The sequence below is a fragment of the Fischerella major NIES-592 genome (assembly GCF_001904645.1).
Taxonomy (GTDB): domain Bacteria; phylum Cyanobacteriota; class Cyanobacteriia; order Cyanobacteriales; family Nostocaceae; genus Fischerella; species Fischerella thermalis.
In genome coordinates, this window is record NZ_MRCA01000006.1 from 335,889 (window position 1) to 356,270 (window position 20,382).

A 20,382-nucleotide genomic window follows, 5' to 3' on the forward strand; every position below is an offset into this window, starting at 1 on the left:
TCATAATTTTGTTACCTGCTCAATCAGTGCCAATACATCACTACGACTAAGTTTTTCTCTACCATCAGCAAGGGCATTGAGAGTACCATAAGCCAAACTGAGGGGAATTTGGCAAAAATCTAAAGTCGGACCAGCACTCAGAGCTTTGGTATAAGCTTCTGCTAGTACTAGATTACGACGAGCATACACTTGCATGTTTTCTGCACTCCAACCATCTGGAAAAAAATTGACGTCACGGGTTAAATCTTCTTTATGGTTACGGAGAATGTTAACTGCTTGTAGACCTCTACCAAATCCAACTGCGTAAGTACGGTTAGTGTGCGTCCCATCGTACCAAGTCCACAAATCAGAGAGTAACAGACCAACCGCACCCGCAACCCCAAAAGTATAGCGGTCTAAATCAGACTCTGTATGAATTTTCCAATTTCTTTCTGCCCAGTATGCCATTCTGTCTGCCATTGCTCCAGTTGCATCCCAAATTCGGGGAGCGATAGTCTCAGGTGCTAGTAGCGCCCATTCCCTGATTCTAATAGTTACCTCTGCTAATAACTTTTCGTGAGAACTAAATTCTCTAGAGAAAGCATCGATAGTGAAACCGTCAACTGCTGCCTGTAATGTTAAGCTAATTGCTCGCAAAATATTGGCTTTAGTCTGGTTATCCAGTGTGGGATGGTCTTCAATTTCATCGATGGCGCGCATACATAGATATGCTGATGCTACCGCTTCTTGTAAGCCTCGCGGCAAACGACTAATTGGAATATAAAAAGTCCGGCTAGTTTCTTTTAAAATTTCCAAAGCATCTGTCATTAAATCCATTTCTAAATACCTATGTTCGTGTTTTACTGTATCGAAGTTTGTAAATCTTTTATGATTTGACTGATGGTTTTCACTAAAACTTAATAATTTTATTTGCAATTGTTTGTGTTTAAAAATTGGTTAAATCTGTGTAATTTTTTGTTCATCATGTGCTCACAAAAAAAAGTGCTTCTCGGATTTATAGTAGGGACGTACGCTACAGGTGTTCCCGTAGCGTAGTACTTGGAAAACAATTTTTTCATCAAATCAAATAATTGTCACCCAAATTCTTGATCTCTAATAGATCAAGCAAATAATTTTTGATATTGACCTAGAGCTATTAAAGGAAAATATTGTTGATAGAGGTGATACTTTAGATAAAAATGACTAGGAAAGCCAGTGCCTGTAAAATCAGCTTCATCCCAAGAACCATTGGGCAGTTGAGTTACTAGTAAGTAATCAATTCCCCGCTCAATTGCTGGTTTGGCAAAGTTAGCAGTTGCTCTACCTGCTGCCATTAGTCCGATTAAAGCCCAAGCTGTCTGCGAGGCTGTACTGCGTCCTTTCCCCTTCAGCGTAGGATCATCATAACTACGACAAGTCTCACCCCAACCGCCATCTGAGTTTTGACAGCTAATTAACCAAGCAGCACCCTGTTCTATATTGTAGCGATGAGTTTGAGGGGCAACTAAAGATAAAGCAGCCAATGCGCCACTTGTTCCGTAGATGTAATTGACTCCCCAGCGACCAAACCAACAACCTTCAGGTTCTTGCTCATTTAGTAGATATTGAATCGCTCGCTGTTGGTTATATCTATCAATTGATAGATGACAACTACCCAACATTTCTAACACTCTGGCGGTAACATCAGCTGTGTTAGGGTCAATCATGGCTTTGAGATCACCATAGGGAATCAGATTCAGCCAATCCTGATCGTTGTCTAAATCAAAAGCAGCCCAGCCACCTGCTTTACACTGCATAGAAGCAACCCAGTCAACAGCACGGCGCATGGCTTGGTGTTTCAACTTTTCATTGGGAAGCTTGACCTGATTTAATGCCATCACCACGACAGCAGTATCATCAACATCCGGATAAAAACGATTATCAAATTCAAATGCCCATGCACCGGGTTTACCTTGGCGATTTTTGACAGCCCAATCGCCATAATCGAGAATTTGCTTATTTAACAACCATTCAGCTGAGCGTACTACAGCAGGATGATCGGGTGCTAAACCAGAATCAACAAGCGCTCTAATTGCCCAAGCCGTATCCCAAACTGGGGAAACACAGGGTTGGACTCGGTAGGTATCTGCTGTTTCAATGGCAAAGTTATCGACGGCTTGCAGTCCTCGCTCTACAATTGGATCGGCGGCGTCGTAATCCAAACAGCGCAAAGCCAGCAGCGAATTGAGCATGGCAGGAATAATACCGCCCCAGTCACCTGTTGCTTCTTGCCGTTCTAATATCCATTTTTCGGCGGCTTTGATACCTTCGGCACGAAAAGGGACTAAATTTAGGTTTTCAGCCAATTTGAAACTAGAGTCGAGGGTAAGAAATATATCTGTCCAGTTACCGCTACGGGGTAATTCATACTTGACTTGTTCTATGCCTTCTGCATACAGTTCATTTAAGTTGATTGCTGGATCGATGGCAAAAACTGGTTTGCGATCGCATACTATCAACAATGGCACGGTACTTGACCTAGCCCAGCTGGACATTTCGTAGATGTTGAAGAAAAAGTTCTCTGGCAGTAACATTACCCAAGGTGGTAACGAAGGAATACCCTGCCAGCTATAACAACCGATCAGCGCTAGGTGTAATTTTGTAAAAACGCGAGTCCGACTGATACCGCCTCGTTCTATAATGAACTTTCTGGCCTTAAGCATGGCGGACTCAGTTGGGGGTACACCCAAGAGCCTCAACGCCATGTATGCTTCCACGGAAGTACTGAGTTCTCCGCCATCATCGTAAAACAGCTCCCAGCCTCCATGTTCTCTTTGTTGAGAACGCAGATATGCTTCTACTTTCTCTAGGGGTCTAGATTTGTCCGTTCCCCAAATTTTATGCAGCAGGACAACCTCCGCAGTGATGGTGACGTTAGATTCTAACTCAGCCCACCAATAACCTTGGGGATTTTGAATTGAAAGCAAGTAGTTCTGGCTAGCAGCGATCGCATCTGGGAGTTTTGATGCGGTGACTCTGTCTTGAGTTTGCATGGAACACTTCTCACACTACACTAAAAATTCACACTACACTAAAAATGTTCCGAGCTTTACAGATATATAGTAATCATCTCTTGCTAAGTAAAAGATTTTTGTCTATTTCCTAACTTTGCTTGAATATATACTGAAAATTGTAATGAAGCATGGTGGCTCTATTCATAAATTTACTCATAAAATTGTGGTCTATTTTGAGGCTTGGATATACGCACATAGGCGTGTAGCAACTTTCTACAAGAGTAGCAATGATTAAAGAATATCTTTACTTTTGAGACTCAAGGGGTGCTAGAATCGCGATCGCTTATGTCAACCGCCTTACCCGTTTATTGGGCGATGGTATTGCTTTAGTAGCAGATACCGTAGGAAAGTTTGCTTAAAATAGGATTGGAAGAAATTACTGATAGCAGTTGCAGTATAGAAAGAAAAGAAACGAACACCGATGCACACTGATGCACACAGATAGGTTATCGGTGTTTATCTGTGTTCATCTGTGTTCGATATATATTAAAACTTAACAGTAAGCGATTTTATGCAGGTGCGATCGCCTGTTGAAATAGGCTCAAGCGATCGCACAATTACCAATTACCCTAATATTGCTTCTTTGTATATCCTAATATCCAATTGTGTGGCTGCTTTAATTGTTTGTACTTACCCTGAACCATTAACCATAAAGCCATGCGAGTTTGCAACCATCCTTTGCTCAGATAATATCCTGGCTTAGCATTAATACCCTCGGCGGAGTTGTGATCTAAATAGGTCACAACTCCACAGATGCTATCTATTCCTTCTATTGTCACTCTTAGAAAATGGTCGTTAATGTATCCACTGGGAAGCATGAAAATAGCATACACATGATGTCGACCACGCCAAGGCTCAACTACGATTTTGTCTGGATGGATATAAAATTTATTACTTGTTGAAGTGGGAATAAATTCTGGTTGCTGACAAGTGATGAGAGGCGATCGCTGTGAAACGTAAGAAAAGCCAAGAATACCCAATAAGACCAGCGTTAATAATATGTAGATTAGATTACGTTTTTGCACTGGCAATATCGATTTTCCTCTATCTGAGTTATATTCGATAGGCTAACAAAGGGTCATAGAAGTAAAAGCTAAGCTGACTACAAAATTCTTATTTGAAAAAATATTTTGATTTCATAATTAGATTGTAGGGGAGCGATCGCTCTTTCCCAACAAAAACCACCCGCATGTGCAGGTGGACGCAGGAAAAGAGCATAATGTCCTACAGAATTTTTAGCAGTATGACATCACAAAGTGTTGTCGTTGATGTGTTGATGTTGTGGCGATAAAAGAGCGATCGCACCGATTGAGATAAACCTAAAGAGTAATGGAAAAACCGTCCCAAAAATTACAAAGCTGACTAAAATCAATCTAGTTAGCTGGGATTGGATATGGTATCTACTTCTACTCGCTTTTCGGATATTGAAAGTCATTGGGCCCGCGCTTTTATTGAAGCTTTAGCCCAACGTAAAATTTTAAATGGGTATCTTAATGGCACATTTCGTCCCGATAACTCAGTAACTCGTGCGGAGTTTGCTGCCATAATTGCCACAGTTTTTAACCAACCTGCCAAGCAGGAGTATGTGCCGTTTACTGATGTTCCAGCTAACCACTGGGCAGCAAATGCAATTAAAAAAGCTTACGAAACAGGATTTCTGTCTGGCTATCCTGATCGCAGTTTTCGTCCTAATAATAGAATTGCTAAAGGCGATGTTTTGGTATCTTTAGTCAGTGGTTTAGGTCTAGGTACTAGTATTAAACCTGACTTGTTACCAACCCTTCCCCTTATCTATAATGATGCAGCTAGTATTCCTGAATATGCTAGAAATGCAGTAGCGATCGCCACTCGTGCTGGTATAGTTGCTAATTTTCCTAACGTGAAAATACTTAACCCGAATGTAGCAGCAACCCGAGGTGATGTGGCGGCGATCATATATCAAGCCTTGGTATATCAGGGTAAGGCAGAAAAAATAGCCTCCAGCTATATTGTTGTTGCCCCGGAACCAGGAAATATATCTACCCCTGCTGCCATTGTCAGTCATAAACGAGAGTTTCGGGGGGCTTGGGTAGCTTGTGTGTGGAATAGTGATTGGCCTTCTAAACCAGGACTTCCTGTAGCCCAGCAAAAAGCTGAGTTAATCAAGATTATTGAAAAATTAGATGCTCTCAATTTCAACGCCTTGATCCTTCAGGTACGACCAGAGGGAGATGCAGTCTATGCTTCCCAATTGGAACCCTGGAGCGCTTGGTTAACAGGAACTCAGGGGAAAGCACCAGATCCATTTTATGACCCTTTAGAATTTGCGATCGCTGAATGCCACAAGCGTAGTATTGAACTTCATGCTTGGTTTAATCCTTACCGGGCCAGCACTTCCACTAATCCAGCCAAAACTGTTCGCCCCCACCTCGCAGCTACCAATCCAGAATGCGTCTACTTGTGGAAAACTCAACGTTGGATGGACCCAGGAGTGAAAATAGTTCAGGATCGGGCTTACAACGTGATCTTAGATGTGGTGAAACGCTACGATGTTGATGGCATTCACTTAGACGACTATTTCTATCCCTACCCCGTAGAGGGACAATCTTTTCCCGATGACAAAACCTACGCCGCATATAAGGCGGCTGGTGGTACACTCAGTCTTGCTGATTGGCGTCGGGACAATGTTAACAAAATGGTACAGCGCCTCTGGCAAGGAATCAAAGCCACCAAGCCCCAGGTCAAATTTGGCATTAGTCCCTTTGGTATCTATCGTCCCGGACAACCCCCTGGTATTACCGGCTTGGATGCTTATAATGTGCTGTATGCTGATGCGAAAAAATGGCTAGAACAAGGTTGGATTGATTATATTGCTCCCCAGCTTTATTGGCGCACCGACCAAAGCCAACAAAGTTACTCCGCCTTATTGAAGTGGTGGACACAGATTAACACCAAGCAAAGACACGTTTATGCAGGTAACAATCTTACAGAACCAAACAACAAGAGTCGCGAAAGTGACGAAATTGAAAAGCAGGTAAAAATTAGTCGCAGCCAAGCTGAACAGTTGTCCCTGGGAAATATCTTCTTTAACGTGGGTGTTTTGATGGAAAATAGTCAGGGCATCGCTGATAAATTGCAACTGCTTTACAACAAACCTGCCTTACCTCCGACTTTATCTTGGCAGAATGCCACACCACCAGCACCCCCCACAGCGCTGCAAGTTAGCAACCGTAAATTGACTTGGAAAGCAGGTGATAACAGTCAGATTCGTTCTTGGACAGTTTATAGGCAGAGTGGCGATACTTGGACATTGCAGCGAGTTTTGCCTGCTAGCACAACCTTTGCTACCGTTGAAGCGGGAACCTATGCTATATGTGCAGTAGATCGGTTGGCAAATGAAAGCGCAGGAGCAGTAATAGGAGTCAGTTAAAGCTCATATCATGTCTGCTAGCACACTTATACTATTTGCCTGTGTTGGTAATTGGTAATTGGTAATGGGTAATTGGTCAGCTAAAAGCTCACTTAAGCTATTAGCAATAATTCCTAATCTAAAATCCAAAATCTAAAATCTAAAATCCAAAATTGGTATGAGACCTTATCATCAAGTTCCTATCCAAGAGTGTGGCGAACCGCTAGTAGCTATTCCTTTGGCAATGTTTGCAGTGGAATCTCCCCATCCTTATGAAAAATTAGGTGCGCCTTATGGGGAATATTCCCCCTATTTTCTGCGCCGCAGTGTTGTTGAGAGCTTGATCACAGCCCAAAATCACTTACAATTGCTGCGTCCCGACTGGCGGATTCAAATTTTTGATGCTTATCGTCCCGTAGCTGTGCAACAGTTTATGGTAAATTACAGTTTTGCTGAAGCGGTACGGAACAAAGGACTTGTTGAGGCAAATTTATCAGCAACTCAGCGTCAAGAAATTTGGCAAGAGGTTTATCAAATTTGGGCTGAACCTAGTTTAGATATAAATACACCACCGCCTCATAGTACTGGTGCTGCTGTGGATGTAACGCTAGTGGATGAGAACGGCGCAATTGTGAATATGGGTTCACCGATTGATGAAATGTCAGAGCGATCGCTCCCTGATTACTATGCCAATAGTGAACAACTAGATGCACAACAATATCATGCTCATCGTCTGCTACTGCGAGATGTGATGGAGAAAGCCGATTTTAAACGTAACCCGCGTGAGTGGTGGCATTTTTCCATAGGTGATCAGATGTGGGCTTGGTTGCATAATCAAATTAATCCAGGTCAAAATCTAGTTGCACGCTACGGTAGACTACTCTGAAAATGTGGAAATACGTAGAGACGTTGCAGTGCGACGTCTCTACAAAATTTGCAACGTCTCTACAAAATTTGCAACGTCTCTACAAAATCGATGGGGTTCTCATGAAATTTATCAAAACCTAAAGGTAGTGCGAATTGTACCTATGACTACATCAGGGTTATCACTGGTTTGGTTAGGAGCGATTAACCAAATTACTCCAGGTGTAATTGAGATATTATCGTTGAGTTGATATTTGTAGAAGGCTTCTAAATGTACTGGTGTAGCGCGATTAGGTATAGTGCTGATTACGTCAGTTGCACCACCTAAAAATGGTCTATATAACGGAACTACACCAGAACGAGTAGCATAAGGGGGAACACCGACGATAATACCTCCCAAGTTACCATCTTTACCCAAATCAGGAAAGGCTAGAGCGATCGCATAACTGTAAACATCTGCACTTTCATTATCTTCCCCGGCGGATTGGCCTTGTTGATTGGTATACATAAACCAACCATTAACAGCGAATTTGGGAGAAACTCGCCACAACCCCGCTACACCATAAGCATTGATTGTGCGTCGGGAATTATCAGAAATTAAACTTGGTGAATTTGCGGAAATTGTTCCCACATCATTGAGAAAAGTAGGTGTTCCTGCGGTGTAACCATTAACGTAAGTTAAACCGAAAGCTAAATTTCTGCTTGGTTGGATAGTTAATTGCGCTAAAGCTGAATAGCGACCATTAATTATAGAAGAAATTCAGCGTTGGGTGACAACTAGCTTAGAGTTTCTGCAACGTCTTGATGATGACTGGGAAGAAATATGTCAGCACTTCCAGCCAGATAACCCCGGTAAACTGATCAAAATTCAACGGGGTGCAGGAGATAGTCATCATGGTGGCAAGTCTGTTTTTATACTAGAATTTGAGAGTGGTTGGCAGTTAGTTTATAAGCCTCGTTCCCTAGCTGTAGATGAGCATTTTCAAGAATTACTACTCTGGTTAAATCAACAAGGTACTCATCCCCCTTTTAAAACCCTAAAAATTCTCAACCGGGGTGATTATGGTTGGATGGAATTTGTCAAAGCGCAAAAATGTACTGTTCCAGAGGAAATTGAGCGGTTTTATCAGCGTCAAGGTGGTTACTTAGCCTTGTTATATGTCTTGTCAGCCACGGACTTTCATTTTGAAAATCTGATTGCTGTAGGCGAACATCCCATGCTGATTGATTTAGAATCTTTATTTCACCCCCATAGCCATGAAGCCACAACCACAGCCGCCGCCACCTTAGATAGAGAAATGATTGCAGATTCCGTATTACGGGTAGGTTTATTACCGCAGTTAGTTTGGGGAAATACCCAAGCAGCCGGAATTGATTTGAGTGGCTTGGGTGGTGCGGCTGGACAAGTTACACCAGAACGAGTCCCCCAGTTGGAGAAAACGGGTACTAATACCATGCGAATTGTTCGCCGACAGGTGGTATTAGTAGGTAGTCAAAATCGTCCCACACTCAACGACAGGGAGGTGAATGTACAAGCCTATACACCAGCTATTACCCAAGGATTTACAGATGTTTACCGCACCCTTTTACAACATCGTCAAGAATTGCTGAAGATATTAGATATATTTGCAGCTGATGACGTGCGTGTAGTGATGCGTCCGAGTAGAAGTTATGCCTTACTACTGCGGGAAAGCTATCACCCTGATGTGTTGCGAGATGCCTTAGAACGCGATCGCCTGTTTGATAAACTGTGGATAGACGTACAAAATCGTCCCATTCTCAGTCAAGTTATTAGGGCGGAACGTCAAGCCCTATGGCAAGGTGATATTCCTTTATTTACCACCAATCCCAATTCCCGCGACTTATGGAGTCGAGATACTAACTTAGCGCAAGTTTTAGGCTTCAATGCGCGGGGAGTGAAAGCCGTCATCGACTTAGTAGACAAGCAACAGATACCACTCCCAGCCATTATTCACTGGAAAGGTAATCACTGGACTGTATTATATGGACGCAGAGGTAAAAAATATATTGTTGCTGATCCCCTTGTGGGTGTGCGTTATTTAACCAAAGAAGCACTGTTAACTGGTTGGACTAACGGGGTGATGCTGCTACTAGAACCCCGTCCCGACTTCTTTTCTCAAACAGATGATCAAGATAAAGTCGGGGGGTGGAAACGCTTAACGCAACGTCTATTTAGTTACCGTCATATCTTAGCAGAAGCCTTACTACTCAACTTTGTCGTCGGCTTATTAGCATTACTTTCGCCATTTCTCATCCAAATTCTGACGGATGATGTTTTGGTTAGAGGAGACACCCAATTACTCACGGGTATAGCCTTGGGAGTCTTAGCGATGAGTTTAATTAGTAGTGCTTTGCAATGGGTACAAGGAAACTTAGTAGCACATTTTGCCCATCGTTTAGAATTAGATTTAGTCTTAGAATTTGGCAGAACCATTTTACGTTTGCCTTTGTCTTATTATGAATCTCGCCGTAGTGGTGAAGTGGTGAGTAGATTAAGGGATATTCAAACTATTAATCAATTAGTGTCGCAAGTGGGTGTGACTTTACCCAGTCAATTATTAATTGCGATCGCTGCTTTAGCTTTGATGCTATTTTATAGCCCTAAACTCACCCTGGCATCATTATTAATAGCATTTTTCATGCCCCTATCTACCGTGATTTTCTTCCCCACCCTCCAACAGAAAATCCGCAGTGTTTTAGGATTAGCTGCCGAAAATCAAGGTATTTTAGTAGAAACCTTCAAAGGTGCATTAGTTGTCAAAACCACCAATGCAGCCCCGGAATTTTGGCAAGAATTTCAAACTCGCTACGGTAGACAAGCCAACTTCATGTTTCGCACCGTGCAGATTGTCATTACCAATAATATTTTTTCTGGTTGGGTAGCCACATCTGGAGGGATAATTTTGCTGTGGTTCGGCAGTACATTGGTAATTAATCAAGAAATCAGTATAGGACAATTATTAGCGTTTAATAGCTTAAATGCTCAGATTATTGCCTTAGTCAATACAGTCGTGGGATTTGTCACCGAATTTACCCGCGCCCAAGCCGCTACAGAACGTTTAAATGAAGTCATTCAATCTACCCCAGAATTTATTGCTCAACATGAATTGCAGCGATCGCAAGCTGATTTCAAATCTATTCAAGCTAATCTCAAAAGTGCAGAAGCACCATACAAAGCCGCAATTGTCAAACGCGATCGCTATCAAATCATTGCCCAATCTGGTTCAATTTCCCAAAACCAACTACAAGAAGTACAACTAGCCGCGACTCAGCAAGCACAAGTTTTAGAATCACAAAAAGCCACACTAGAAAGTCAAAAACAAGTCATTCAACAAAAACAACAAGCTTTAACAGCCGCAATCGCTAGACGTGCAAAAGCTGCTTCTGCATTGAATCCCAGTAATGCAGTGATAGAAATTGCCCAAGATAAAATTGCCATGGAACAAGCTAGTAAACAAAATAATTTAGCTCGTTTACGCCAAGAAAAAGAAAGTTTATTACAGCGTCAAACGGAAATTAAAGACACAATTAATAATACAGAAAAAGAACTAAAACAGATTTTATCGGATATTCAAAAAACTATTATTCGGGCTTCAGCTACAGGCAATATTTTCAACTTATAACTGCGAAACCCCGGAATAGAATTTATCCAACTTCAGATATAAACTAATCGTTTACTAGTTAGAAAAACCTAGCCTTCAGAATCATAATTTTTAAAATTTAATATCCACAGATACAGGAAAAATGATTGTAAACATGGCGCATACTTCCTGTATGAAATAGATCGTTTACCCTTGATATTTCCAATCTAATATAGTAAAGAAAATTTTAATTATTAATGTTTGGATTTATCTGTTATGGCATTATGTCAGCTGTTTAAAAATAGCGATCGCAAGCAAAAGTTTTCGGTCTACTGAATTTAATTTATTTGCTCCTTGTAATCACCCAGTCTCCTTAATTAGTTCTTTTTAATCATGTTCTATTAGCACACCTGGTTAATTAACCACTGCATCGCACTTTCCACATCGCTGACTTTCTCTGCGGGCGGAGTGGGTGGACGCTTCACCATCACCACCTTCACCCCTAATTCTCGTGCCGCGATTATTTTGGCATAAGTAGCATCACCACCGCTATTCTTACTTACCAAAGTATCAATCTGATGTTCAATTAACAACTGACGTTCATTATCTAGAGCAAAAGGGCCGCGATCGCACAATATTATCCCTGGTGGTACTAATGCATCAGGCGCGGGTGGATCAATCAACCGCATCAAAAACCAAATACCTTCCAAGCTAGCAAAAGGCGCAAGTTGCTGTCTACCAATAGTCAAGAATACCCGTTTGGCAAAATCAGGTAACACACTAGCAGCAACTTCCACATTATCAACCTCAATCCACTCGTCTCCAGGAACTTGTAGCCATACCGGACGAATAAACATTAAATAAGGAATATCACACCTTGCAGCAGCAGTCGCCGCATTCCAAGAAATCTGTGCTGCAAAGGGATGAGTCGCATCAATGAGCAAATCTATTTTTGCTTCACGCAGATATGTAACTAAACCCGCTTCACCACCAAAACCACCAAAGCGCACCATTCCTGTAGGTACTTGTGGATTACGAGTGCGACCTGCTAAAGATGTAATCACTTCTATTTGCTCAATCACCGAGGCTTTAGCCGCTAACTCCGCAGCATCACCCGTTCCACCAAGAATAAGCAGACGTTTCATATAAATGGTTGGTTGTTGATAGTTGTTTACTACTCCTCACACCCCACTGCCCCTAATCCCCACTCCCTATCGGTCGTGGGGGCCCCGAGTTCCCCATCACCCCACCACTTTCTCCAGTAATTCCGTTGCTTGCGAATCTTGACTGATAATTTCACCTTTACGATCAAACAATACAGTACCAACTTTCAAGGTGACATTTGCGTATTTCTGCACGTAAGCTGTGGCTTTCTGACTAATTTTTTCAGCCAGTTTCCCAAATACTAATTCTGACAATCCCAGTTCGAGCAATTTTTTGTGTGCAGCATCGGCGGTTTTAGCTTCCAAAACTGCACCTACAGCCTGTAAATCACCACCAACAGCCACTACAGCAGCGCTGATGATTTCTAATTTGGCATCTGCTAAATGACTGGAAGTATTGAAAATACCCCCTGCTAGCTTAATTAGTTTGCCCTGATATCCCAACAATAAAACAGAATTAGCATGGTATAGTCCAGCTTCTACAAGCATGGCACCAATCCAATTACCAGTTTGTGCGATCGCTGATTCTGGTATGCCTAAACGTTGAGCTACTTGCATCCCATTGCTACCAATACAAAATACTAAGTCCGTACAATCCCTGATTTTCGTTTGCAATGACTGTCGAAATTCTTCTAGATGATCAGCCGCAGATAGAGGTTGAGAAATGCCACTAGTTCCCAACAATGAAAGTCCTTCTAAAATGCCAAAGGCTTGATTGGAGGTGCGTTGTGCCAATTGGCGACCTTCGGGAAGAATAATTGATACTGTGACTGTTTGCTCAGGAGGAATCAAAGGTAGTAAATTGGCATCAAATAGGCGACGAGCATAGCTGTAAATTGCTGGTTCTCCAGAAGCTGTTTTTCCTAAACCTTCGCCTGCTTCCAAAACCAAAGCTTGAGACTGTCGCTGTGACAACCTCACCCAAGCCCAAATAGGTGTATTCCTAGTTAAATCTAGGTTATCCCCAGGATCACTGAGCGTAATAGCTAGGGCGCTGTGTGATTCTAACCTTGCTACCTGAGAAATGGGAATTTCTGCTATTCCTGGTAACATATCAATTTCAACGGATACCTGTGAGTCTATTTTGCTACTTAAATGCAACAAAGCAGCCTTAGCAGCAGCCACAGCAAATACTGGTAGAGTGTAACCTGTACGAGCCATAAGTATATGGTAAAGACTAAAGTCTTCAGAAATATTAAGCACTAAAGTACCTACTACGAACAACCGTAAGTTTGTAGTGAGGACTTTAGTCCTATAAATATTAAGCACTAAAGTGCTTAATACGAACACACCAAAATTATTAGGGGCGTTTGACTCCTGTAAGTTTTAAACTGAAACTGAACTAGGTTGAGATTGATTAGATAACTTAGCTAACTGACGACCTGAGCAAGATTTCCAATTTCCTTTGCCGTATGCATATCCAGCAATCAATGGTAAAGCCAAAGTTGCTTCAGCCAAGTCTCCTGAGCGCATCTACACACTTCCCCACTCTCCCCATCTCCCCTAATATTTACTTGTAAGTTAAATCAGCTTTTCAGGAGTTGGGAATGACAGCAGCAACAGACCCCGTAAAATTGATGAAGCAAAAAGTTGGTAAAGCCGCCGCCGACTTAGTAAAGTCAGGTTCTATTGTCGGTTTAGGTACAGGTTCAACCACAGCTTTTGCAATTCAATATATTGGAGAACGTCTCAAGTCGGGCGAACTCAAAGATATTGTTGGTGTTCCCACTTCTTTTCAAGCAGAAGTGCTGGCGAAGGAATACGGTATTCCGCTAACCACTTTAGATGCAATTGATCACATCGATATTGCTATTGATGGTGCTGATGAGGTCGATCCCCAGAAGAATTTAATCAAAGGTGGTGGTGCTGCACATACTCGCGAAAAAGTTGTAGATTACCTGGCAGATCAGTTTATTGTCGTTGTGGATGGTGGTAAGTTAGTCGATCGCTTAGGTTCAGTTTTCGCTGTACCAGTGGAAGTCATACCAATGGCTGTTACACCTGTAATGCGCGCCGTTGCACAACTTGGCGGGAAACCAGAACTGCGAATGGGTGTGAAAAAAGCAGGGCCTGTGATCACAGACCAAGGCAATATGGTGATAGACGTCAAATTTGACTCTATTGATGATCCAGTGAACCTCGAAAAAACATTGAATAATATTCCTGGTGTTTTGGAAAATGGCATTTTTGTTAATTGTGCAGATCGTGTTTTGATTGGCGAAGTCAAAGATGGTCAACCTGTAGTACGGGAAATGTAAACATATAAAGTTACAGAGACGCCTTTGCGTCTCTACAATTTTGTTGAGTAGACCAATTATTCCTTGATGTTAAAAGCCCTCAAATAAATCTCGTGGAATCGAGCTAAAGTCTAAAATTCGGCGTTGCTGAATCTGGTCATGAATTATGTTTGTATACATTTTTGTAGAGACGTAGCATTGCTACGTCTCTACATATCCGTGAATTGTAAATTCATATCTTGATTCAGCAATGCCTAAAATTCCATAGCTTAATTATGTCTTCTGGCAGATGTGCGATCGCACATAATCGCTAATCTTAAACTTTCGCAAGTTAGAGTTCTGTTAGTCTATCTATTGAAGCAATGGCAGCAGGAACACCGGTAATTGCTGGTGAGGTGGGGGGATTGCAACATACAGTGGTGCATGGTGAAACCGGACTGTTGGTTCCTCCCCGCAACTCCAATGCCTTAGCGATCGCAATTCGGCATCTGTTGGAAGATCCTACACTCCGGCAACGCTATGGCAATGCTGCACGTCATTGGGTTCGATCTCGTTTCAGTACTCAGGCTGTCACCACCCAATTTTACGAACTCTACCAATCTTTAACACTTGCTACATTTGTCCAAGAAATAATTCAAACTCAATCACTGGCAATCAAGTAAAGAAATATAGGTGAGAACAGCAGACATTAACTAGTAATTTTTAGCTTACTTTCGCTTCTCGCGGTGAAATTTCTATTTAATTGCTAGGGGTAGCGTAAACCAAAAACTTACTCCACACTTATGGTTACTATTAACGCCAATTTCACCACCGTGTGCCTTAATAAGTTGTCGAGATAGATACATCTTTAAGCCAATACCTGTAGAAAAACGTGCTTGTGGCTCGTGGACATATAACTCGAATAAGCGATCGCATTCCAGTTTACTCATGTGAATACCGTGAAATTGAACGGTACAAAGAATCATGTTAGCTTCTACTTTGGCAGTAAGTAGCAGATCTAATCCCGGTGGATTAGTTTGGAGAATATAAGTAAATAAATCAACAAAAAATTGATGTAATTTTACAGAATCAGCAGTTACTAACGGTAAATCTTCAGCAACCAATGTTTTTAATTGTGACTGATTCTGCCTTAACATTGGCTCTACATTTTTGATTACTTCTCCAATAAATGTATTAAACTGGATAATTTCTTGGTTAAGAATAATTCCCTCTACTTCAGTTGAATGTATCTCCAGTAATGAGTCAATCATTCGCAGTTGCCGATCATTACCTTGAATCATGCGTTCAATAATTGAACGAGGAATGGGGATAGGGGAGGTGGGGGGAGGTAACGAAGAAAGATTACTTTCCTGTCCCCCAAGTCGTCTCCCTTGTCTCCCATTTTTAAGTAAATTCTTCAACACCATCAAATTACCCATTACCGTAGTCCGCAGATCATGAGAAACTGCATGTAAGAAGACGTTTTTGACTCGGTTAATTTCTTGCAATTCTTGCATTTTCTGCTGTAATTGAGCAGTGCGTTCTTCCACCTGCCGTTCTAGATTATTGTTGAGCTGTTCTAGTTCTTGGTAGAGTTGCGCTTGCTGGATAGCAATAGCTAGTTGTTCTGAAATCTGCTGGAGTAAATCAATTTCGATTTGTTGCCAACAGCGTGGTTTAGCACAAGAGTTAGCAATTAACGCTCCAAACAATTCTTTACCTAGCATAATTGGTACAGCCAAGCTAGCTTTAGTTTGAAATTGCTGATAGAGTGCTGCTAGGTGGGGAGATACTTTCGTTTGGGTGATGTCTTCAACCACACGTACCCTATCTGTCAAAAGTTTTGTTCTTAATTCTTGCAAAAGAGTTTCATCTTTTTTCTTCCAATTCAGGACAGATGGATATTGTGGATTTACCGACTCGGCGATCATTTTGAATAAATCACGGCTATCATTGAGGGCAATAAATACCCTATCTGCTTGCAAAAATTCCCGAACTTCGTTGACAGTTGTTTGTAAAATTTCGTTGATGTTGAGAGATTGACGAATTCGCATTAATGTTTCTGTCAACAAGCGATCGCGTTGAGCTGATAGGCGTAATAATTCCTCTGTTTGTTTACGCTCAGTGATATCGCGGCTGACTGCAAGTAGGCAGGGAATACCATCTAACTCAATAACTTCTGCCGCGACTTGTACTATAATAATTTCCCCAGACTTCTTACGAAACTTAATTTCTTGGTTACGAATAGCTCCTTGAGCTTGTAACTTTTGCAGTAATTTTGTGCGATCGCTTGGGTTTACCCACATGTTCAACTCAAAAGCAGTCCGCCCAAGGACTTCTGAAGGTTGATAACCACTAAGTTGGACAAAACTCTCGTTAACTTCTATGTAGCGTCCTTCTTTAAGTGTACTAATTGTGATTGGATCAGGACTGCAACGAAAAGCTTTAGAAAATTTTTGCGCCAAACTTTGCAAGGCAATTTCTGTTTTTTTGGGTTCTGTGATATCTCGAACAATTGCTAGGACTTCGTTTTCACCACTTTTGACTAACCGCGCCTGATAATCTCGCACTCCCCAGGGTGTTGACAGTTGGTATTCACAAACTTGTAAAGTGTTAGTAACCAAAGTTTTAGCGATCGCTTCTTGCTTGATCAAAGCTACATTGGCAGGCAAGATTTCCCACAATTTTTTACCGACAATCTCTTTTGTTGTATACTCGCCTTTGAAATCTAAATATTCTCCATCACGGCTGATACAAAACACCATATCAGGGATAGCATTGACAATCGCCTGATAGCGCGCCTCAGCCTGAAGCAATTTTTCCTCCCTGAATTTTCGGTTTGTAATTTTCATCAGCAACCCATCCCCGGTAAACAATTAAAAATAAAAAATTAAAAATTAAAAATTGGGAAATTCTGTGGTTTTGGTTATTTCTACAAGTAAATCTACTTTCTTAATCTTGGACTAGAAACTAATACCAATTTAAAAAATGATCACGAAAGATGGATTAATATCAGTCCAGATACACAAAGCAATGCCCGATCCGTCTTGAAAAGCTTTGAAGTTTCCTCCAGGACGTTAGTCTACGATCATCCAGGCTTTGTCCGTCTAAGTCTGGACGCAAAGCCTCTACAAACTTTTCGTAAAATCCAATAATGATATAAAACCAGCTTGTTATTTGTCTACTCTTGTACATTTAAGCGTAGATTTTCCTGAGTGCGATCGGATTCACCCAAAAGGGTGAATCACTTGTGTGAGGATGATTCGACTTCTTGTAACAGTCGAATTAACCCGCTTGTGTTTCTGGAGTAGGGTGATGGGGAGTGTGAGGGGTGTCTAGACGCGCCTTCTTCGGCTTCCCGTAAGGGTGGGGCGTGAGGAGTGTGGGGAGTGTGGGGAGTAAGTATTAAACAACTGCTGATTACTAATGTACAGACGCGGTTAACCGGTTCTTTAACTACTAACCACCAACCACCAACAAACAACAACCAACTACTAACTCTCAAACCAAGTAATTACTGCTACTCATATAGATGTGTTTAATGCCATCTAATTTAAATTTATTGAGAGTAAAACGTGATTTAACTCAGTAATTATACTTAAGCAATATAATACTTTAGTTAGAAGATAAGATACAATGCCAAAAATTAACCATTTGGCTTAAAAAGGCTATTTTTCAATCATTTTATTGTTTAATAAAGTCTTTATTATTAGTGTCTGGATTAGCGTTAATATAGTGTTTTTAGAAAGTCAATGTAATATTTTTTCCCTTTTCTGGATAAAAATATAGCTAATAGACGGTTAATAACCGCTATGAAAATGCCTTTAGTATAAGATGGGTCTCTACCGTGATAATACTTAAATACTTGCTCTTAAGACAACAAGTGCTGATTGACGTCGCTGAAAGCGTGTGTATATTGTTGTCCAAATTCAACAGAATTAGTTTTTATCAGCTGTTGCGATCGCTGAACAATGAGCAAAAGTTCGTAGCAAGTGCTTTAGTGCTTCATTTCAGGCTAAAAGACTTGATTGAGACAATAAATCTCTTGCAAAAGTGGCTGTTGTCAGAGTTGGGTAAAGGGGAAAAGTTAAAGATTGAAGGGTTTTTATTTTCCTTTACCCCAACTTCTGCAAGAAGTTTAGTGTGTGAAAGTGGTGATTTGCAAGAGCGGGGTAGTGGAAGAGTGCAAAGGTAATGCACCTGTTCCAAACGCTGCTGTTCAACGCCTGGGGAACTTTAAGATCGGCCATCCATATCGAAAAACAGTCAGAATAGATCAATCCCCAAGCTGTTTAAGCATTAATATGAGAACGCAAGGGCAAACGATCACAATTATTGATTATCGCCAAGAGAATGCAGCCGATGCGTTTGTGCCGAAACCCGCTGTTCTCTCTAGTTCCGACTGGGACGGTATCCATCTTGAACTTCATCAACAGCCCAAGTTTGACATAGCTGAACATCAACACACAATGCATGTTGTTGTTCAAGGGTTTGCCAATTCATCACTTTCCGACTCATCAGGAGAACGATGGTTGGATGGAAAGATGATAACAGAAACACGCAATCACGGAGATATTGCGATCATTCCTGCGGGTATTTCCCATCGCTGTAATTGGAATACCTCAGTCCAGTTTATGATTTTGGCAATTGAGCCTACACTTCTCAAACAAGTTGGTCAAGATTTGGTTGATGGCGATCGCATTGAACTTATCCCCCATTTTATGACTCGGCAAGATACATTGATCCAAGGTATTTTCTGTGCCTTACGAGAAGAATTAGAGTCTAGCAAAATCGGGGGTTATTTGCTGATTGATAGTCTGAAAACGACATTAGCCATTCACCTATTACGGAACTACTGCAACACTCAACCTAAACTTTCTAGCTATGCGGATGGATTATCCGCTTTCAAGCTGCAACAGGTGAGGGAGTATATTCATGAACATCTGCATCAGGACGTCAGGCTAAGTGAGATTGCAGCGATCGCCCAGATGAGCCAATATCACTTTTTGCGTCTGTTCAAGCAAAGTATGGGTGTAACGCCCCACCAATACATTTTGCAATGTCGGATCGAGCAAGCCAAATACTTGTTGCAACACAGCAAACTCAGCATTGCAGACATTGCTGTCAGTGTAGGTTTTTGCGATCAAAGTCACTTGACTCGATATTTCAAGCGCATCATTGGCGTTACACCCAAACAACTCTTGCAAACGCGATCGCAATAATTTACTCAAATCCCGCAACTTTTTTCTAGAGTTACATGCAGCAATTTGTCTACAGTGGAATGACACTAAGAGCAGCTGAAACTAAAGATGATACAACAAACAAACATCGCAATTAACACAACAAAAGTCAAAATACCGAACAATGACTTAGAAATCGATGCTTACTTAGCTCAACCAGCACATCAGGGAATCTTTGGAGCTATTATAGTTTTTCATGAAATTTTTGGAGTTAACAGTCACATTCGAGAAGTCACCGAACTCATCGCTAAACAAGGTTATGTAGCGATCGCACCCGCGTTGTATCAACGTATTGCTCCTGGTTTTGCAGCTGATTTTAGCCCAGAAGATATTGGATTTAGTCCAGAAGCTTATCGACTGGGCTTGCAATATTATCAACAAGTAAAGTATCAAGAAATTTTCAGCGATATCCAAGCAGCGATCGCTTACCTCAAGACTTTACCCAATGTTAAAGATAATGCAATTGGGTCCATTGGTTTTTGTTTTGGTGGTCATGTTGCTTACATGGCTGCAACGTTAAGCGATATCCAAGCCACAGCTTCGTTCTACGGTGCTGGGATTACCACTTCTAGTTTTGGTGAAGACACTCCTACTATTAATCGTACCTCTGAAATTAAAGGTACAATTTATATGTTTTTTGGTACAAGAGATACCTTCGTTTCCCAGAAGGAAAACAAGCAAATAGAGGCAGAATTAAAGAAACATCAAATAAATCATCGTATATTTAGATACAACGCAGGACACGGATTCTTTGCTGGATTATTTGTAGATAAGTACCCGTTCTTAAAGCAACACCCAAGTTATAATCCAGAAGCTGCTCCTGATGCTTGGCAAAATGTTCTAGAACTCTTTCAAAATAACTTGTAAAACTAAAAAA

At 41.4% G+C, this 20,382-nt stretch carries 16 protein-coding genes and 2 pseudogenes; 9 read left to right on the forward strand and 9 right to left on the reverse strand.

Translation table 11 applies throughout. From position 1 onward, the window contains the following. Both NIES592_RS13980 and shc read right to left on the reverse strand, forming a co-directional pair. Positions 1 to 816 carry a squalene/phytoene synthase family protein gene (locus tag NIES592_RS13980; RefSeq protein WP_062247168.1) on the reverse strand — a complete coding sequence of 272 codons (816 nt, stop codon included), beginning with the start codon at positions 814 to 816 and terminating at the stop codon, positions 1 to 3. Between the two features lie 284 nt (positions 817 to 1,100). Next, a complete protein-coding gene (gene shc, locus NIES592_RS13985) occupies positions 1,101 to 3,011 on the reverse strand; it encodes a squalene--hopene cyclase (protein ID WP_073556047.1) in 1,911 nt (636 codons plus the stop codon). A gap of 284 nt (positions 3,012 to 3,295) precedes the next feature. On the opposite strand from shc, the pseudogene NIES592_RS26295 reads away from it, so the two are divergent. Next, positions 3,296 to 3,370 (forward strand): annotated as a pseudogene (locus NIES592_RS26295) (transaldolase family protein); the annotation flags it as partial. 231 nt (positions 3,371 to 3,601) lie between these two features. Here the strand turns inward: NIES592_RS26295 and NIES592_RS13990 are convergent. Continuing rightward, the gene (locus tag NIES592_RS13990) at positions 3,602 to 4,057 is read right to left on the reverse strand and encodes a hypothetical protein (protein WP_062247166.1); all 456 of its coding nucleotides are present in this window, start codon (positions 4,055 to 4,057) and stop codon (positions 3,602 to 3,604) included. A 368-nt stretch (positions 4,058 to 4,425) separates the two neighbouring features. Here NIES592_RS13990 and NIES592_RS13995 point away from each other — a divergent pair, with 368 nt between their 5' ends. Next, positions 4,426 to 6,441, forward strand: a complete 2,016-nt coding sequence (locus tag NIES592_RS13995) for a glycoside hydrolase family 10 protein (RefSeq protein WP_073556048.1) — start codon at positions 4,426 to 4,428, stop codon at positions 6,439 to 6,441. A 157-nt stretch (positions 6,442 to 6,598) separates the two neighbouring features. Next, positions 6,599 to 7,306, forward strand: coding sequence for a M15 family metallopeptidase (locus tag NIES592_RS14000; protein WP_062247164.1), 708 nt, complete (start codon positions 6,599 to 6,601; stop codon positions 7,304 to 7,306). Positions 7,307 to 7,417: 111 nt separating this feature from the next. On the opposite strand, the gene NIES592_RS14005 is transcribed toward NIES592_RS14000, so the two are convergent. Continuing rightward, a complete protein-coding gene (locus tag NIES592_RS14005; RefSeq protein WP_371915102.1) occupies positions 7,418 to 8,044 on the reverse strand; it encodes an iron uptake porin in 627 nt (208 codons plus the stop codon). Positions 8,045 to 8,054: 10 nt separating this feature from the next. On the opposite strand from NIES592_RS14005, the pseudogene lanM reads away from it, so the two are divergent. Continuing rightward, positions 8,055 to 10,928, forward strand: a pseudogene (gene lanM / locus NIES592_RS26300) (type 2 lanthipeptide synthetase LanM); the annotation flags it as partial. Between the two features lie 359 nt (positions 10,929 to 11,287). On the opposite strand, the gene NIES592_RS14020 reads toward lanM, so the two are convergent. From NIES592_RS14020 to NIES592_RS14030, 3 genes are all read right to left on the reverse strand, one after another. Then, positions 11,288 to 12,031 carry a cobalt-precorrin-6A reductase gene (locus tag NIES592_RS14020; protein ID WP_073556049.1) on the reverse strand — a complete coding sequence of 248 codons (744 nt, stop codon included), beginning with the start codon at positions 12,029 to 12,031 and terminating at the stop codon, positions 11,288 to 11,290. A gap of 96 nt (positions 12,032 to 12,127) precedes the next feature. Then, the gene (cbiD, locus tag NIES592_RS14025) at positions 12,128 to 13,210 is read right to left on the reverse strand and encodes a cobalt-precorrin-5B (C(1))-methyltransferase CbiD (protein ID WP_073556050.1); all 1,083 of its coding nucleotides are present in this window, start codon (positions 13,208 to 13,210) and stop codon (positions 12,128 to 12,130) included. A gap of 165 nt (positions 13,211 to 13,375) precedes the next feature. Then, positions 13,376 to 13,522 (reverse strand): hypothetical protein, encoded by a 147-nt coding sequence (locus NIES592_RS14030; RefSeq protein WP_231936140.1) that lies wholly within the window; start codon positions 13,520 to 13,522, stop codon positions 13,376 to 13,378. A gap of 74 nt (positions 13,523 to 13,596) precedes the next feature. On the opposite strand from NIES592_RS14030, the gene rpiA reads away from it, so the two are divergent. Together rpiA and NIES592_RS14040 are read left to right on the forward strand one after the other, a co-directional pair. Beyond that, a complete protein-coding gene (rpiA, locus tag NIES592_RS14035; protein ID WP_062247160.1) occupies positions 13,597 to 14,307 on the forward strand; it encodes a ribose-5-phosphate isomerase RpiA in 711 nt (236 codons plus the stop codon). A gap of 341 nt (positions 14,308 to 14,648) precedes the next feature. After that, positions 14,649 to 14,948, forward strand: coding sequence for a glycosyltransferase (locus tag NIES592_RS14040; RefSeq protein WP_062247159.1), 300 nt, complete (start codon positions 14,649 to 14,651; stop codon positions 14,946 to 14,948). Positions 14,949 to 15,020: 72 nt separating this feature from the next. On the opposite strand, the gene NIES592_RS14045 is transcribed toward NIES592_RS14040, so the two are convergent. Together NIES592_RS14045 and NIES592_RS24580 are read right to left on the reverse strand one after the other, a co-directional pair. Next, a complete protein-coding gene (locus NIES592_RS14045; RefSeq protein WP_073556051.1) occupies positions 15,021 to 17,117 on the reverse strand; it encodes a sensor histidine kinase in 2,097 nt (698 codons plus the stop codon). A gap of 392 nt (positions 17,118 to 17,509) precedes the next feature. Next, on the reverse strand, positions 17,510 to 17,770 hold the full coding sequence (locus NIES592_RS24580; RefSeq protein WP_143168370.1) for a hypothetical protein: 261 nt from the start codon (positions 17,768 to 17,770) through the stop codon (positions 17,510 to 17,512). A gap of 378 nt (positions 17,771 to 18,148) precedes the next feature. On the opposite strand from NIES592_RS24580, the gene NIES592_RS14050 reads away from it, so the two are divergent. From NIES592_RS14050 to NIES592_RS14060, 3 genes are all read left to right on the forward strand, one after another. Beyond that, complete coding sequence (locus tag NIES592_RS14050; protein WP_256678140.1) at positions 18,149 to 18,460, forward strand: hypothetical protein; 312 nt, start codon at positions 18,149 to 18,151, stop codon at positions 18,458 to 18,460. Positions 18,461 to 18,569: 109 nt separating this feature from the next. Then, positions 18,570 to 19,487, forward strand: a complete 918-nt coding sequence (locus NIES592_RS14055; protein ID WP_073556074.1) for an AraC family transcriptional regulator — start codon at positions 18,570 to 18,572, stop codon at positions 19,485 to 19,487. Between the two features lie 87 nt (positions 19,488 to 19,574). Further along, positions 19,575 to 20,372: a dienelactone hydrolase family protein gene (locus NIES592_RS14060; RefSeq protein WP_073556053.1), complete on the forward strand. Its 798-nt coding sequence runs from the start codon at positions 19,575 to 19,577 to the stop codon at positions 20,370 to 20,372. Positions 20,373 to 20,382: the final 10 nt, after the last annotated feature.

Coding starts and splice junctions, on each gene's coding strand:
- NIES592_RS13980 (WP_062247168.1), bottom strand. CDS start 816: ATGGATTTAATGACAGATGCTTTGGAAATTTTAAAAGAAACTAGCCGG.
- NIES592_RS14020 (WP_073556049.1), bottom strand. CDS start 12,031: ATGAAACGTCTGCTTATTCTTGGTGGAACGGGTGATGCTGCGGAGTTA.
- cbiD (WP_073556050.1), bottom strand. CDS start 13,210: ATGGCTCGTACAGGTTACACTCTACCAGTATTTGCTGTGGCTGCTGCT.
- NIES592_RS14055 (WP_073556074.1), top strand. CDS start 18,570: ATGAGAACGCAAGGGCAAACGATCACAATTATTGATTATCGCCAAGAG.
- NIES592_RS13995 (WP_073556048.1), top strand. CDS start 4,426: ATGGTATCTACTTCTACTCGCTTTTCGGATATTGAAAGTCATTGGGCC.
- shc (WP_073556047.1), bottom strand. CDS start 3,011: ATGCAAACTCAAGACAGAGTCACCGCATCAAAACTCCCAGATGCGATC.
- NIES592_RS14000 (WP_062247164.1), top strand. CDS start 6,599: ATGAGACCTTATCATCAAGTTCCTATCCAAGAGTGTGGCGAACCGCTA.
- NIES592_RS14040 (WP_062247159.1), top strand. CDS start 14,649: ATGGCAGCAGGAACACCGGTAATTGCTGGTGAGGTGGGGGGATTGCAA.
- NIES592_RS14045 (WP_073556051.1), bottom strand. CDS start 17,117: ATGAAAATTACAAACCGAAAATTCAGGGAGGAAAAATTGCTTCAGGCT.
- NIES592_RS14030 (WP_231936140.1), bottom strand. CDS start 13,522: ATGCGCTCAGGAGACTTGGCTGAAGCAACTTTGGCTTTACCATTGATT.
- NIES592_RS14060 (WP_073556053.1), top strand. CDS start 19,575: ATGATACAACAAACAAACATCGCAATTAACACAACAAAAGTCAAAATA.
- rpiA (WP_062247160.1), top strand. CDS start 13,597: ATGACAGCAGCAACAGACCCCGTAAAATTGATGAAGCAAAAAGTTGGT.